At 42.3% G+C, this 14,745-nt stretch carries 18 protein-coding genes; 8 read left to right on the top strand and 10 right to left on the bottom strand.

Features of this window, described 5'->3' with window-relative positions:
* Positions 1–273: 273 nt before the first annotated feature.
* The 5 genes from IM319_RS03950 to IM319_RS03930 are packed head-to-tail and all read right to left on the bottom strand — an operon-like array spanning position 274 to position 4,983.
* Positions 274–828 (bottom strand): phycobiliprotein lyase, encoded by a 555-nt coding sequence (locus IM319_RS03950; protein ID WP_287734715.1) that lies wholly within the window; start codon positions 826–828, stop codon positions 274–276.
* Between the two features lie 27 nt (positions 829–855).
* On the bottom strand, positions 856–1,839 hold the full coding sequence (locus IM319_RS03945; RefSeq protein WP_287687731.1) for a glycosyltransferase family 2 protein: 984 nt from the start codon (positions 1,837–1,839) through the stop codon (positions 856–858).
* 29 nt (positions 1,840–1,868) lie between these two features.
* Positions 1,869–3,086, bottom strand: coding sequence for a glycosyltransferase family 4 protein (locus IM319_RS03940; RefSeq protein WP_287734714.1), 1,218 nt, complete (start codon positions 3,084–3,086; stop codon positions 1,869–1,871).
* Between the two features lie 2 nt (positions 3,087–3,088).
* Positions 3,089–4,048: a GDP-mannose 4,6-dehydratase gene (locus tag IM319_RS03935; RefSeq protein ID WP_287734713.1), complete on the bottom strand. Its 960-nt coding sequence runs from the start codon at positions 4,046–4,048 to the stop codon at positions 3,089–3,091.
* 14 nt (positions 4,049–4,062) lie between these two features.
* Positions 4,063–4,983, bottom strand: coding sequence for a glycosyltransferase family 2 protein (locus tag IM319_RS03930; protein WP_287687727.1), 921 nt, complete (start codon positions 4,981–4,983; stop codon positions 4,063–4,065).
* Positions 4,984–5,178: 195 nt separating this feature from the next.
* Here IM319_RS03930 and IM319_RS03925 point away from each other — a divergent pair, with 195 nt between their 5' ends.
* A complete protein-coding gene (locus tag IM319_RS03925; RefSeq protein WP_287734712.1) occupies positions 5,179–6,162 on the top strand; it encodes a glycosyltransferase family 2 protein in 984 nt (327 codons plus the stop codon).
* A gap of 131 nt (positions 6,163–6,293) precedes the next feature.
* The gene (folB, locus tag IM319_RS03920; protein WP_287687723.1) at positions 6,294–6,650 is read left to right on the top strand and encodes a dihydroneopterin aldolase; all 357 of its coding nucleotides are present in this window, start codon (positions 6,294–6,296) and stop codon (positions 6,648–6,650) included.
* Here folB and IM319_RS03915 read toward each other — a convergent pair.
* Positions 6,637–7,179 (bottom strand): NADPH-dependent FMN reductase, encoded by a 543-nt coding sequence (locus tag IM319_RS03915; RefSeq protein ID WP_287687721.1) that lies wholly within the window; start codon positions 7,177–7,179, stop codon positions 6,637–6,639. The two genes, folB and IM319_RS03915, sit on opposite strands and share 14 nt — an antisense overlap.
* A 160-nt stretch (positions 7,180–7,339) precedes the next feature.
* Between IM319_RS03915 and IM319_RS03910 the strand changes: the two genes are divergently transcribed.
* Positions 7,340–7,666: an antibiotic biosynthesis monooxygenase gene (locus tag IM319_RS03910; protein WP_286824883.1), complete on the top strand. Its 327-nt coding sequence runs from the start codon at positions 7,340–7,342 to the stop codon at positions 7,664–7,666.
* Here the strand turns inward: IM319_RS03910 and IM319_RS03905 are convergent.
* From IM319_RS03905 to rseP, 3 genes are all read right to left on the bottom strand, one after another.
* A complete protein-coding gene (locus tag IM319_RS03905) occupies positions 7,663–8,271 on the bottom strand; it encodes a rhomboid family intramembrane serine protease (protein ID WP_002795707.1) in 609 nt (202 codons plus the stop codon). The two genes, IM319_RS03910 and IM319_RS03905, sit on opposite strands and share 4 nt — an antisense overlap.
* Before the next feature lie 153 nt (positions 8,272–8,424).
* Positions 8,425–9,078, bottom strand: coding sequence for an endonuclease III (nth, locus tag IM319_RS03900; RefSeq protein WP_286824885.1), 654 nt, complete (start codon positions 9,076–9,078; stop codon positions 8,425–8,427).
* Positions 9,078–10,169 (bottom strand): RIP metalloprotease RseP, encoded by a 1,092-nt coding sequence (gene rseP / locus IM319_RS03895; protein WP_286824886.1) that lies wholly within the window; start codon positions 10,167–10,169, stop codon positions 9,078–9,080. The genes nth and rseP overlap by 1 nt, the downstream gene beginning before the upstream one ends.
* Before the next feature lie 149 nt (positions 10,170–10,318).
* Between rseP and IM319_RS03890 the strand changes: the two genes are divergently transcribed.
* From IM319_RS03890 to IM319_RS03875, 4 genes are all read left to right on the top strand, one after another.
* Complete coding sequence (locus IM319_RS03890; RefSeq protein ID WP_287734711.1) at positions 10,319–10,882, top strand: phycobilisome protein; 564 nt, start codon at positions 10,319–10,321, stop codon at positions 10,880–10,882.
* 178 nt (positions 10,883–11,060) lie between these two features.
* Positions 11,061–11,651 carry a PAP/fibrillin family protein gene (locus IM319_RS03885; protein ID WP_287685259.1) on the top strand — a complete coding sequence of 197 codons (591 nt, stop codon included), beginning with the start codon at positions 11,061–11,063 and terminating at the stop codon, positions 11,649–11,651.
* A 268-nt stretch (positions 11,652–11,919) separates the two neighbouring features.
* Positions 11,920–12,576: a sigma-70 family RNA polymerase sigma factor gene (locus tag IM319_RS03880; protein WP_002750403.1), complete on the top strand. Its 657-nt coding sequence runs from the start codon at positions 11,920–11,922 to the stop codon at positions 12,574–12,576.
* A 113-nt stretch (positions 12,577–12,689) separates the two neighbouring features.
* Entirely contained in the window at positions 12,690–13,241 is a 552-nt protein-coding gene (locus IM319_RS03875) for an anti-sigma factor family protein (RefSeq protein WP_287685261.1), read from the top strand.
* Between the two features lie 3 nt (positions 13,242–13,244).
* On the opposite strand, the gene IM319_RS03870 is transcribed toward IM319_RS03875, so the two are convergent.
* On the bottom strand, positions 13,245–14,450 hold the full coding sequence (locus tag IM319_RS03870) for an acetate kinase (RefSeq protein ID WP_287734710.1): 1,206 nt from the start codon (positions 14,448–14,450) through the stop codon (positions 13,245–13,247).
* 127 nt (positions 14,451–14,577) lie between these two features.
* On the opposite strand from IM319_RS03870, the gene IM319_RS03865 reads away from it, so the two are divergent.
* Positions 14,578–14,745: helix-turn-helix domain-containing protein (locus IM319_RS03865; protein ID WP_287734716.1), on the top strand; the 168-nt coding region annotated here is incomplete at its 3' end.

Raw genomic sequence — 14,745 nt, 5'->3', positions numbered from 1 at the left:
GCAAGAACCACATTTAGGACAACGAAATATTGAAGCTGGTGAATTTTTTATTAAAAGATGATGTTCTAAATCTTCATCGCCATCCAACCAAAATTTAATAATCCCAGAGAAGATTTTGATAAAAACAGCAATCATAAAAAGCAAATTCTTGAATCATAAAAAGCAAATTCTTGACATTTATCAGGTAATTATTTTTATTAGTCAATATTCTACACAACTCAGGCTAGATAAGCAAGGTAGCTCACCACTACTATCGGATCACTACCTATTTTTTTAACTGACTTTACACTCAACCCCAAAACCGACCAAGAGAACTTTTTCCAAGGGTTCCCCCTCCTTGGGACGTTGATAGTTAATAATTTTGCGAATTCGCAGGTCTGGATTGATTAAAGTAATTGAATCCACGGAAACACTGCGAGTATAATTGGTGGTCATTAATAACTCTCTGGTGGTGGAATCAAAGCGAAAAGCGGAGATAATTGGTCTTGCTTCTTCGTAGGCGCGATCACGAAGATAATCCCCTTCTAAATAACCGTTATTTTCTGCTTTAACCACAAATAAAAGATTAAGATTTTGTCGCACTTCTTCTCCTTTTTCCGAGATGGTATAGAAACCTAAATTAAACCCAGGGATAGTTTCTAAATCGGCAATATCGGGATAGTTATTATCTGTCAGAACTTTCTGTTTAATCTCCCTAGTGAGGGGTTGAATGAGGAATTCAGTACGGGAACGTTCCACTTCTTGATCAGCTAGATAATGATAGGTTCTTTCCGTTTGCCAACTACCGACACAATAGGCAAAAAATTGCTGAAAAACTTCGGTATTCATAGACTTAATTCTCCTCTTATCAGTATTTTAATTTTGAGTTATTTTATCAGTAACTTGTTTCCTATTTTCAAAACCATAACAATCTCGAACAAGATAAAGTGGCCGGCCCTTTACTTCTTCATAAACTCTGCCAATATATTCGCCAATAATACCAAGAGTCAGTAATTGGATTCCTCCTAAAAATAGAACAGCAACCATCAGAGAAGCGTATCCGGGTACGTCGATTCCTAAAATAATAGTTCTGAGCATTAAAAAACTAGCATAAACAAGACTAACAAGTGCAATGATAAATCCTACATAGGTCCAGACTTTCAGAGGCAAAAAACTAAAAGAGGTAATACCATCGATGGCAAAATTCCATAATTTCCAGTAATTCCATTTAGTTTGTCCTTGATACCGGGGTTCTCGATCGAATAAAATTGATGTCTGTTTATATCCCACCCAAGCAAATATTCCTTTCATAAATCTTTGACGTTCGGGCATTTTTTTAATTGATTCTACCACTCGGCGATCGATTAAGCGAAAATCTCCCGTATTAGGGGGAATAGGAACCCGACTCAATTTATTAATGACTTGATAGAAACCTTCTGCGGTGAAACGTTTCAAGCAACTTTCGCCAATTCTAACCCGACGGGACGCATAAACCACATCATAACCCTGCTGCCATTTTTCGATCATTTCGGCAATTAATTCGGGGGGATCTTGTAAATCAGCATCAATAGGAATTACTGCCATCCCTTGACTGTAATCAATTCCTGCTGACATGGCAATATCTTTACCAAAATTACGGGATAAATTAACCACTTTAATTTGTGGATAACGTTGATGATATTCCACGAGATTTTTGAGAGTATTATCACGACTACCATCATTGACGCAAATGACCTCATAACTGGTATTTAGTGCCTCTAAAACTGCTAAAAGTCGGCTAAAGAGAACATCGATATTTTCCTCTTCGTTATAGAGAGGAACAACCACAGATATTTTCACTGTTATTTGATTTGATAGCATATTAATTTACAAAAAACTAGAGAAATTTCCTAACAAATATCAGCAGTCAAAACTTGTTCGTACTTAGCGGCTGCTTGCTGCCAAGTATAATTATCTTCGATTAACTTGCGAGCGTTTCTAGATAATTTTTCTCGCAACTCTGCCGATTCAAAAAGACTACTAATCGCCGTACAATATTCCTCAATACTATTAGCCCTTAAGGCTGCTAAAGGAACATTATTTCCTTCCACTGTTAACCCTTCTAAACCTCGATCGCTGGCCACCACAGGCACCCCTGCGGCCATAGATTCTAGGGTTTTAAACTTCATTCCAAAACCCGTTCTTAGGGGAATAACTGCCACAGTTGCCTGATGAAGATAGGTGGTCATTGATGGTACTCGTCCCGTCACAATCACTCCTTTTAACTTAGTTAATTCTTGCACTTCTAGGGATGGATTAGCACCGACTAGAGTTAAAGTAGTATCGGGGTAAGTAATTTGAATACGAGGTAAAATTTCCCTAGCTAAAAAACAGGACGCATCGATATTAACCCAATAATCTAACCCACCGATAAAAACTAAATTATGTCCAGCAGGAGCCTCGGGACGATAGGCAAATAAATCTAAATCGACTGCATTAGGAATTAAATAAATCTCTTTCTTGGGAGCGAATTCTCGCATTTGTTTTTGATCATCATCGGTGGTGACGACAATTTTTGAGAATTTCTGCACAGTTTTTTGTTCGTAGCGACACAGGAGAGGAAGGTAGAGACGATCCCGTAATTTTTGACTAGAAACCCCAATTTCTAATTGACTTTTGCCGGTTTGATAGAGGGAACTATGCACATCAATTACTGTCCTAATTTGCCGTTGCCATTCGGAACGAATATAAATTTCATTAACGCTATGTTCACTGGTAATGACTGAGAATTTTTGACTCTTAACTGCCCTATCTATCCAGTTCTGCATCTCTTGAGAATAGCCAAAAAGTACATTGGGAGGGGTTCCCGTTTTCAGGAATTGAGCTAATCTTTGCAGTTTAGCAATTATTCCAGTTTTGGCATCTTGAGGACGGGGAAAAACTACCAATTCACTAACAAAGTTACCTAACTTTTCTACCTCCTCATCGCTGACATCAGCAGTACGCTGAACCATGAGAGTAATATCATGATTTTTGCTGAGATATTTGAGTAAATTAAAAGTTCTGCCCTGAGTTCCTCCTTTGCTGGGTGGATAGGGAAAGGTGGAACTAATCATTAAGATATTCATGGCTATTTCTCTAAACGATTTTCTACCATCATGCGGACAATATCAGTCATTTTGTATTGTGCTTGCCAACCTAATTTTTCCTTAGCTTTGTTGGGATTGCCGCGACTAATGGCTAAATCTGTTGGTCTTAATAAACTTCGATCGGAAATTACATGATCTTGCCAATTTAAGCCAACAGTAGCAAAAGCTGTGGCGACAAAATCCTCCAGTTTTGAACTTTCTCCCGTAGCAATCACGTAATCATCGGGTTGCTCCTGTTGCAGCATTAAATACATCGCTTCAACGTACTCCGGAGCCCAACCCCAATCCCTTTGAATATCCATATTTCCTAAGTGTAAAGTCTCGGGACTTCCTTGGGCAATTCTAGCCACGGCAGCGATAATTTTTTGGGTAACAAAGCGCTCGGGACGCAGAGGAGATTCATGATTGAAAAGTATGCCTGAACAGGCAAAAATTCCGTAGGCTTCTCGATAATTAGCCACTTCCCAAAAAGCCGCCGATTTGGCCACAGCGTAGGGACTGCGAGGACGAAAAGGGGTATTTTCGTCGGCAGAATTATCGCCGATATCCCCGAAACATTCACTCGATCCTGCATTATATAATTTAATTTTTGCTCCGGTAAATCGAATTGCTTCTAAGAGATTTAAGGTTCCCGTGGCAATACTTTCTAAGGTTTCCACTGGCTGCTCGAAGGATAAACCCACAGAACTTTGTCCAGCCAAATTATAGACCTCATCGGGCTTAATTTTAATTAAGACTTGTAGGACACTGCGAAAGTCGTTCAGTGCCATTGATTCTAGTTTTACCTGTTCCTTGATTCCCAAACGTTTCAGGTTACTAAAAGAGGACATTTGGGCATCCCGGGAGGTGCCACAAACTGTATAGCCTGCTTTTAACAGTAATTCGGCTAGGTAGGCTCCATCCTGCCCCGATATACCACAAATTAACGCTTTTTTACTCATTTATTTACAATAATTTACTTTTGAGGGTTTAACATCGCCTTGGCGGCCTCGCTTAAATAACCGATTTGTCCGTAGGCATAGAGAAGATTATCAAAGCTTTTAGCGGGATTATTGATAAATTTGACATATTTAACCAATCCTCTCACCAAACGCTCACCTCCTCGCCTAAATTGAGCCAATCCCGTCTTTCCTGCCACTTCTTCCCGGTAGTGTTCGCTGATGCCTTGCCACCAACTACGACGCATAAACCATTGACGATTGATTCTTTCCGGGGCTACATTGTGTTCCACCAATGCGGTGGGAAAATATCCCACTTGCCATCCCTGGGCGAGTGCCAGTTCTGTCGTGTATAATTCCTCGTTAGAGAGAAGTTTTTTCCCAATTCTTCCCAAATTAGGGTCAAAACCGCCAATTTTATCCAAGAAATCCCGCCGAATTGAGTAATTAACCCCTCGCGGAGTTAAATTCGCCTGGCTAATGTATACCACATTGTCGCCCAAATCGAAAGCCCCTAAACCCCCTGCTAACTCATCGGATAACCAATTGGGTTGACTGTAGCCTTGCGGCCAAATAAGAGTGACTTTTCCCCCCGCTACTGCCAGTTTTTCGTTATTTTCGTAGGCATTTAACAGAATTTCTAACCATTGAGGACTAGCGATCGCATCGTCATCCAAATAGGCTAAAATCGGCGCTCTAGTTTCCTTCGCCCCGCGATTTCTGGCGGTAGATAGCCCTAAAATAGGTTCGTAAACGTATTTTAGCCGCCCATCTCCCAGACGCGACTGGGCCACTTGACGGGTTTTATCGGTGGATGCGTTATCAACCACTAAAATCTCACAATCTGGACAGGTTTGCGCTAAAAGACTATCGATCGCTCCTGCTAGGTAGTGATCGCGGTTGTGGGTACAGATAATCCCTGCTATTTTAGGAGCCATGGCTATCAAGGTTACTCATTCAATAACCTAAAACTTAACATTCCTTTGGAAAAATGTAAAAATACTTTTAAAGCCGTCAGCCGTCAGCCATCAGCCTTCAGCCGTTAGCTTTTCTCTCTTGATATCCCGATATCCCTGTTCACTAATAACGAATAACTGATTACTGATTACTGATTACTGATTACTGAAAATATTATGCCGAAAGTAACTGTTTGTATTCCCACCTATAACCGCGCCGATTATCTCACCTATTCGATTAATAGTGTCTTGCGGCAGATTTATGAAGATTTTGAGTTAATTGTTTGTGATGATGGTTCTTCTGATCATACCCCAGAAGTGGTGGCAGCATTTCAGGATTCGAGAATAATTTATCTGCGTCATCCCCAAAATCTTGGTAGAAGTTTAAATATGCGATCGGGTTTTACGGCTGCTCGGGGAGAATATTTTATTAAATTCGATGATGATGATGGACTAACTCCTGAATTTTTAGCGAAAACTGTCCCTATTTTAGATCAAGAAAAAAACGTTGATTTTGTCTGTACCGATCACTGGATTATTGATAAATTTGGACAAAAAGTTGCCTCGGCAACCCAGGAAAATTCAGCGAAATGGGGCAAAGACAGATTACAACAAGGGATTATTACTGATTTAGAGAGACAAACTTTTTCCTATCAAAGTTTACAGGTGGGTTCGACTCTTTTTCGTTATCAATCTTTAGCCGATGTGGATTATATGCGCTCTCAAGCGGATGGTTGTGAAGATTTTGATTTATTAGTGCGTTTAGCTTTAGCGGGAAAACAAGCTTATTTTCTGCCGGAATTATTAATGGAATATCGTTTCCATGGCGGTCAAACTAGCTTAAAACAAGCGGTTCACTTTTTGCGAGCAAAACTGTTTTGTACAGAAGGTTATCACTTTAATGATGTAAAGTTAGAAGAAGAAAGAGTAAAAAAAGCGGCTTTTTTACAGGAATCTTTGGGAATAAAATTAATTGAAAAGGGAGAAACCGAAGCTGGGCGAGTTTTAATAGAAAAAGCCTCGCAATTGTTAGGAAAATCCCGACGAGCTAGACTGGGTTTACTGCTTTCCTATTTACCTCTAAATTTGAGACAACTGGCTTTTCAAGGTTTCCGTCAACTACGCTCCAAAGATTACGCCGAACAGGTAAGAGCCGTCTAAACTATAATTTATAGCAGTTATCTTAATGGTCGGGTAGGAAGTTTTCGTTTTGGGGAGTGGGTCGTCGATACCAAATTAGGTTACACTTCATCTTTGTGACCAACGCTGCCAGTTTTTAAATTTAACTATCTATGGATACTATTCACGTTACGGGAATTCGTGCCTACGGTTACACAGGATATCTGGCCGAAGAACAGGTTTTAGGTCAATGGTTTGAGGTGGATTTATCCCTAGAAGTTGATATCAGCATTGCTGGCAAAAGTGACGCAATTGAAGATACCCTAGATTATCGACAGGCGATCAAAATTGTCAAACACCAGATTGAAACCGGCAAATTTGCCCTAGTGGAAAAATTGGCCACGGTTATCGCTGAGGATATCCTACAACTCGATCGAGTGCGACAGGTAAGAGTACAATTATCGAAACCCGCCGCCCCAATTCCCCATTTCACCGGTAAAATCACCATCGATATTACTAGATATCGTTGAGTTTACGGGTATTATCGACTAAACTTGCAGCAAAAGCGTCAAAACGTTGGGAAAGCTTCTCGTCAAGGATTTTTCCTTCTTCGTTGAAGACTTTCCACGCTTGTCCTAAGCCAATTTGTTCCGGAATTACCCAAGCGTGAACCCAACGGAGAATGATTCTTAAATCATTTAGGGCGTTACTATTGGATTGGCCGCCTAAAACACTGATTAATCCAGCAACCTTTCCCGATAACTCCTCAAAGCTCATTAAATCTAGGGCATTCTTCATCACACCACTGACACTGCCATGATACTCCGGTGTCGCCAAAATTAATCCCGCTGCCGATTTAACCGTTTGCTGCATTTTGGCCACATCGGGATAGTCAGAATAGTCATCTCCCCCGTTACAGAAGGGTAAAGAGAGTTTTCTCAGGTCAATTATCTCCGTTTCTACTCCTAACCCCTGTACTCGACTGATAGCAACTTCTAACGCCATCGCACTATAGGATCCGGGGCGTAAACTGCCATTAATACCAACGATTTTGATCATAGAACTTATACAAACTCATAACGACTACATATAAGCTAACAAAAAAAGAGACAATTGGGGAAGCTTAGTTAAAAAAATATGTGGATGGGGCGGAGGGGGCGATCGATCTAAGTTTTAATGAGAGTAGAAAGAAAGATTTATTCCATTTCCCCTCATTGCCATGCCAGAATTTCTCGATTTTCTCAAACATAAATACGCCTATGTGGCTATTGGTGAATTCAAACCGGGGTGTTTTTCCGAGGCCCAAAAACTCTACGAAAAGGCCGTTTCCACCTATTCCACGGGATTCCAAGGGGCTTTTCTGCTGCAAAAACCCGGAACCGACGAAGGAATTGCCGTGATCATCTGGGATAAAATCGATGATATGGAGGCCAATAAAAGCGAAACCCATGAATTATTGCTGAAATCCATGGCTCCTCTGTTTGCAAAACCGCCTGTCACCGATTTTTATGAAGTATGTAGCGAGATAGAAGCTTCCCCCATTTAGGGATAATGTTTCTTTTCGGTGGCGATTAATTTGGCGGCTAAAACCCCGCCTAGGAAACCAAATAAATGTCCTTGCCAAGAAATCCCCGGACGGGAAGGCAAAACGCCCCAAATTGTGCCACCGTAGAGTAAAAAGACTAGAATTGACAAGAGTATAGAAGGAATATTTCTCTGGAAATAGCCCCGCAGTAATAAAAAACCTAAATAGCCAAAAATCAAGATACTTGCCCCGATATGGATGGAGCCGGGAGTAGCAAATAACCAGACTCCTAACCCCCCCACCAGCATAGTCAACCCAGTCACAATAAAAAAGTCACTGGTTTCCTGTAACATCACCAACCAACCGAGAATCAGGAAAGGAACCGTATTAGCGATAAGATGGGGAAAGTCACCGTGTAGGAAAGGTGCGAAAAGAATACCCCGCAATCCGATGACTTGATGCGGAATAATCCCGAAAATGTCTAAACTGCCCCGAAAAACAAATTGATCTAAAATCTCTAACAGCCAAAAAATCGCCACAAAGGTAGCGAGGATTATTGCTTGGGTTTTTATTTCTTGCCGAGATCCTTGACTCATAAGATTGATGGATGAGCTATTTTTTCCCATTATAGCCCCCCACATCAGTTATCAGTTATCAGTTATCAGTGATTCAGTTATCAGGTGTGAGAACGTAGGTTGGGTTGAAGTATGAAACCCAACGTCTGCATGGGTTACACTACCGCTAACCCATCCTACAAATAATTGTGCCTCCCTACTTAATTAGCTTACTTTTGCCGCGGGACAAAGAGTGGCTAATTGACAGGAAAAACAAGCGGGATTTCTTGCTTTACAAACCGCCCGGCCGTGGTAAATAATACTAATAGAAAAAGTTTCCCAATCCGGTTGAGGTAGTAAAGCCATTAAATCCCGTTCAATTTTCACTGGATCGTTATTAGTAGTTAAACCCAAACGATTACTTAAGCGCTTAACGTGGGTATCTACTGTCACCCCCTCAATAATCCCGTAAGCGTGAGCGAGTACCACATTAGCCGTTTTTCTAGCTACCCCGGGTAAAGTTAATAATTCCTCCATTGTCTTGGGTACTTCCCCCTGAAAATCCTTGAGGATTTTTTGACAAGCACCCTGAATATTTTTAGCTTTATTGCGATAGAATCCCGTGGAACGAATGAGAGTTTCTAACTCCTCTCGCTCGGCAAAAGCTAAGGATTTAGCATCGGGAAAACGAGCGAATAAAGCAGGAGTCACCTTATTTACCCGCTCATCAGTGCATTGTGCCGAGAGAATCACTGCCACCAATAACTGCACGGGAGTTTGATAATTTAAGCTACAGGTTGCCTCTGGATATAATCGCTTTAAGTTGCTTAAAATTTCTAGGGCGCGCAGTTGAGGTTCAGTTTTTTTTCGAGAGTCCATCACTGGAATAAATCCTGAAAAACTGCTAGGTTAGCCGTGTCGCGCACGATTAAGAAAACTCCTAATCCTAAGAGTAAAACTAGACCTGTTTGCATGATGTTATCTTGCAGTTTAGTCGGGAGAGGTTTACCTACCAAAGCCTCGATTAATAAAAATACTAATTGACCACCATCAAGAGCAGGTAAAGGCAGAATATTAATTACCGCTAAGTTAATACTAATTAGGGCGGCAAATTGAAAAAGATTACCCGCATCATTACGAGCGATCGCCGCTCCGTATTCGACAATTTTAACCGGTCCTGCTACCTGTTGAACACTGTCTTTGAAGTTACTAACTAACTGCCCAAAACCTTGCACGGTTAATAGGATTAATCGCTGAAATTCCCCCGCACCCAAGCTAAAAGCTTGCCCAAAATTATCGGCTTTCAGGCGAGTTTCTTCACCGTTAGGAGCCAATCTAACCCCAATTTTACCCTGACCATCACTTCCCAATTCAGGAGTAACGATTAAATCGATCGTTTCTGTCGGGCGTTTGATGGTTAATTTTAGGGGTTGAGCGGGGGAAGATTGAATAATGTCACGGAAGTCAATAATGGCATTTTGAGAAGCACCAAGGGGCTGATCATTGATAGCGAGAACGATATCCCCCGCTTGTATTCCCGCTTGTTTAGCGACGGAATTTTCAGCCGTAAAAACCTCTGGAATAATTACCCCTTCTTGATAGTTAATTTGGGGAAAACCCACCGTAGCGACTTGGGTAACAAGCAAAAAATAGGCAAAAATTAAATTAGCAATTACTCCCGCACTAATGACGATAGCTCGATCGAAAACAGGACGATTGCGTAATAAATCAGGGTCGTTATTGGGAATTTGACTATCGGGATCGTCATCGGGAAAACCAACGTAACCCCCTAAAGGAATGGCGCGGAGGGCGTATTCCGTTTCTTTACCTTGATATTTAGCTAAAGCTGGACCAAAACCGATAGAAAAGCGATTAACATGGATAGATTGCCAACGAGCAGCGGCAAAATGACCCAATTCGTGAACGACAATTAATAGGGCAAGTACACCGATCGCTATTAAAACTGACATGATGATCAAAATATAATGACTTAGCTTTTGTTTATTGTAAGCGATCCTCTTGGATAGATTTCAAAAAATCTTGAGTTATCGCTAATTTTTCGATCATTTATGATAGAAGTGATCTTAACTGCCTAATCTGACCTAACGGAGAGCGATCGATGCCTTTGAGTGAGCGCGCCCAGCAATTAATCCCAAAAGCGAGAATCATCAGTTTCGCTGATTGGCCCTATCAGCAAGCAGCGATCGCTATTTGGCAACAAGCAGATGATCAAACTTGCTATCTCAGCGATAGCGATTTAGATACTATCGTCAATTTAGAGCCTGATTTACTTGTTTATAGTCAACAAGCTCGAAAACTGCGGGATAATGCTAATATTATCGTTGATAACGCTTGTCAGACTGTCTTAAGTCAATTTCCCACCATTTTTTACCCCGGAGGCGATCTTTATCCACCTCACCGCGCCGAAGCTTGTTGGCGTGATTTCTGGAACTTTTTACGCTGTATTACCTACGGTATCGCCGGACAACAGATTCCCTACACCAGTGCCGAGGGATTGGAAAATATGCGTCTTCTTTACCAAGAATTGCAAGTACCATTAGGGGCAATGATTTCGGGGTTAGAAGCCTTAAAACAATACAGTTTAGAGTATTTTAGCGACGCAGAAAAAAACGCAATTACTCCCTATTTCGATCACTTAATTACGGTTATGAAAAAATTTTAAAACTGCGGCATTTAATCTGTGTTAAAATAATCAAGTCAACAGTTGAAAATGCCGCTCACCGAGGTTAAAACTCCGTTGAAACTCTGAAATCATCAGCGAAAGTGAACCTCTTGGGACCACCAAAAACCTCGATCGAGTACCTAGCGGGTCGAGGCAGTTTATAAATAAGGGAGATTCTATGGATGCCAAAGCGAAATTATTAGAATTGATCGCTGGTAGAAATCGCGGACTCCTGGCGACAGAAAGCGACCGCGTGCGGATTTTAGCGGCGATCGAACAATTGGAGGATCACAATCCCCATCCCCATCCCCTCGAAGTTAAACAACTATTGGGGGGCAATTGGCGTTTGCTATTCACCAGCAGCCGCAACATTCTGGGAATAGATCGCCTACCTTTTTTTCAATTAGGGCAAATTTATCAATATCTCGACCTGAACAAGGCCAAACTCTACAATATCGCTGAAATTACCGGTGTACCTTGGTTAGAAGGAGTAGTGATCGTCTCCGCTACCTTTGAACCCACATCCGAGCGTCGGGTAATGGTCAAATTTGAGCGCTCGATCCTCGGTCTGCAACGTCTTCTCAATTATCATTCTCCCCAAGAATTTATTGAAGCGATCGAGAGTGGCAAAAAATTTCCTCCCCTCGATTTTTCTTTCAATAATCGCCAACAAACAGGTTGGCTTGATATCACCTATCTCGATGAAGATCTCCGCATCGGCCGCGGCAGCGAGGGCAGCGTCTTTATTCTCGCTAAGGAAAAAACCTAACTTACAGAGCTATTCAGGAGACAGGCTTGTATCAGTTATCAGTAATCAGTGATCAGATGTGAGTTTTTAGTTCACTGATTACTGATTACTGTTTACTGTTCACTGAAAATACACCCCACACCCGACACCCCACTTGCTCCCCCAGATGAATGCCCCGATCGGTTAGAATCAAAATATGGGAAAAAAATTATTTACTTTCGGGAACCTTTACTGAATTCTCCCGTCCTCAAGCTCTGAGTGAGGAGTTTATATCCTTAGAGGAAATCCCATGAGTCAATCGATTCCAGCATCTTGGTCACTTGAGGCCAAAAAGTCTCAAAACCCCGTGTCCCCTGACAAACTCTCCAACTACGATCTAATTGCACGCTGTCAGGAAGGCTGTCAGCCGGATCGAGCAGCCTTTGCGGAACTGCTGCGGCGCTATCAGGCTCATGTTGATAAATTACTCTATCATTTGGCTCCCGATTGGCAAGATCGCGCTGATTTGGCTCAAGAGGTCTGGATTCGCGTCTATCGCAATATTAACCGTCTCCATGAACCCCTCAAGTTCCGCGGTTGGTTAAGTCGCATTGCTACTAATCTTTTTTACGACGAATTGCGGAAACGCAAGCGGGTTAATCACCCCATTTCCCTCGATGCTCCCCGGCGCGTGGAAGATGGCGAAATCGATTGGGATATCGAGTCCGATTACCCCAGTCCCGATGAACATCTCACCACCCACGAATTCTACGATCAATTACAGGCTGCGATCGCTGATTTACCAGAAGCTTTTCGGACAACTATTATTCTGCGAGAAATTGAAGGCATGGCCTACGAAGAAATTGCCGAGATCACGGGAGTTTCTTTAGGAACTGTTAAATCCCGCATTGCTCGCGCTCGCGCTAAATTACAATCTGTTTTACAGCCCTATTTTACGGAAGGCTAAATAAAATTGTGGTGATTCGGCACTAACGGTCGAAATGAGGAGTCGTTAAAGTTAACTAGCTCCGTGCTGGTGAAAAGTGATTGTATACCGATCGCTTCTGGTCGAGGTCAACCATGAATAATTATCAACCCGAAGACGTTCAATGGATCAAGTCTTTGTTACGTCACGATGACAGCGATTGCAACTCCGCAACCGAGGATATTTTGTTCTTAGATGAGGATAACGAAGAAGCTCATCGTTTCGATTTAATTAGCGCCTATATTGATAACGAAGTAACGGTAGAGGAACGGAAGCTAGTTCAGCATTGGTTAGACCATGATGCTGCTGCTAAAAAACTCTATCGGCAGCTCTTGGGACTACAAACTAATTTAAAGCAAATTCCCGTACCGGTTACTATGGCCAGCGACCGATTGGCAGAACAGGTGTTCAGAAAAGTCGATGGTCAGCGTCGTCGGCAATATTATGTTTATGGTGGCGCAATTTTCACCGCTATGGCGATCGCTGTTGGTTCCTACTTCGTCTCCGAACGCAATGATCCCCTCTCCCAAATGGCGAGCAGTCCGAGCAGTATTAGCCAAGAGGGAGACCATTTGATGATTGCTCTTAACCATCCGATTATGGAGATTCCCGCAACGGAACAGCCAAAAGAGAATAGCCAAAGGTAAGGTCTATCGAGATAAATGCCAGCATTCTCGTGCGATCGCCCAATCTTCCGCCGTAGCAATTACCATCACTCGCACTTTAGATGTGTCACTGGCGATATCCTCATCCCGAGGACGAGCGGCATTTTTAGCCAAATCTAACTCTAAACCCAAAAAAGACCAGCCTTGACTGGCTTTTTCCCGTACTAAAGCTGAATTTTCGCCGATTCCTGCCGTAAATACCAAGACATCTAACCCCTCTAGAGAAGCGATCATCGATCCGATTAAACTTTTCAGACGATGAATATACATCTCAAATGCTAATTTTGCCCTCTCGTTGCCTTCGGCCATCGCCGTGGTAATTGCCCGCATATCCCCAGAAATACCCGAAATTCCCTTTAAACCGGATTCTTTATTGAGTAAGCTATTTAAACTATCGGGATTGTATTGATATTCTCGCTCTAGATAAATCAGAATCCCTGGATCGATCGAACCGCTGCGGGTTCCCATCATCAATCCCTCTAGAGGAGTAAATCCCATAGTAGTATCAATACTTTTACCCCCCTTGACTGCCGATAGGGAAGCGCCATTTCCCAGATGACAGATCACCATTTTCAAGGATTCTAGGGGTTTTCCTAACAATTCGGCGGCCCGTTGGGAGCAGTACTGATGACTGGTGCCATGGAAACCATAGCGACGGATTCCCAGTTCACTCCATTGGTAGGGAATGGGATAAAGAGAAGACTCAGGAGGGATAGAACGATGAAAAGCGGTGTCAAACACTGCTACTTGAGGAACATCGCCGAAAACTTGCTTGATCGCTTCAATTCCTTCTAAATGAGCGGGATTATGGCTAGGAGCAAGGGGAATCAGCTTTTTAATCGTTTCTTTGACCTGGGGAGTGATCATGGTGGCCTGGGAATATTCCGTGCCACCATGGACAACTCGATGACCGACTATACTAATGTCGGCGAGGTTAGCCAGTACCTTAGTTTCGCCAGTGACTAAGGTATCTAACATCCGAGCAATTCCCGCCGGACGATCCTGACTAGAAAGATTAATTTCCTGTTTAATTCCCTGAGCTTTTACCGTTAAAACCCCGTAATCAGGGTTAACCGTCCAATCGATCCCCGCTTGCCAAATTGGTTCCGGAGGATGGCCAGGGAGAAACTCTAAATCGTACAAACAACTTTTTTGACTGCTCGATCCCGCATTTAAGACCAGAATTTTCATAAAAAAGCTCAATTAGGAGGTGGCTTGTGCTGATCATCGAAAATTTGGGTCTGAAACCCCGTCGTTCTAGGTTGGCTTTACTGTTAAATGTTAGCACATTTACACCATATATGCCAGAATGTGAGACATGGAAAAAGCCTATTGGTTTCGATTTTACCCCACACCAGAACAAGAGCCGCTATTGCGGCGCACCTTGGGCTGTGTAAGATTAGTTTACAATAAAGCTCTCCATCTCAGAACAAAAGCATGGTACGAAAAGCAAGAAAGAGTAGGATATGCTCAAACTTCTTCAATG

The sequence above is a fragment of the Microcystis sp. M113S1 genome, assembly GCF_020246945.1.
Taxonomy (GTDB): domain Bacteria; phylum Cyanobacteriota; class Cyanobacteriia; order Cyanobacteriales; family Microcystaceae; genus Microcystis.
The sequence above is the reverse complement of the archived record's forward strand: the minus strand, read 5'-3'. Positions and strand labels throughout refer to the sequence as shown.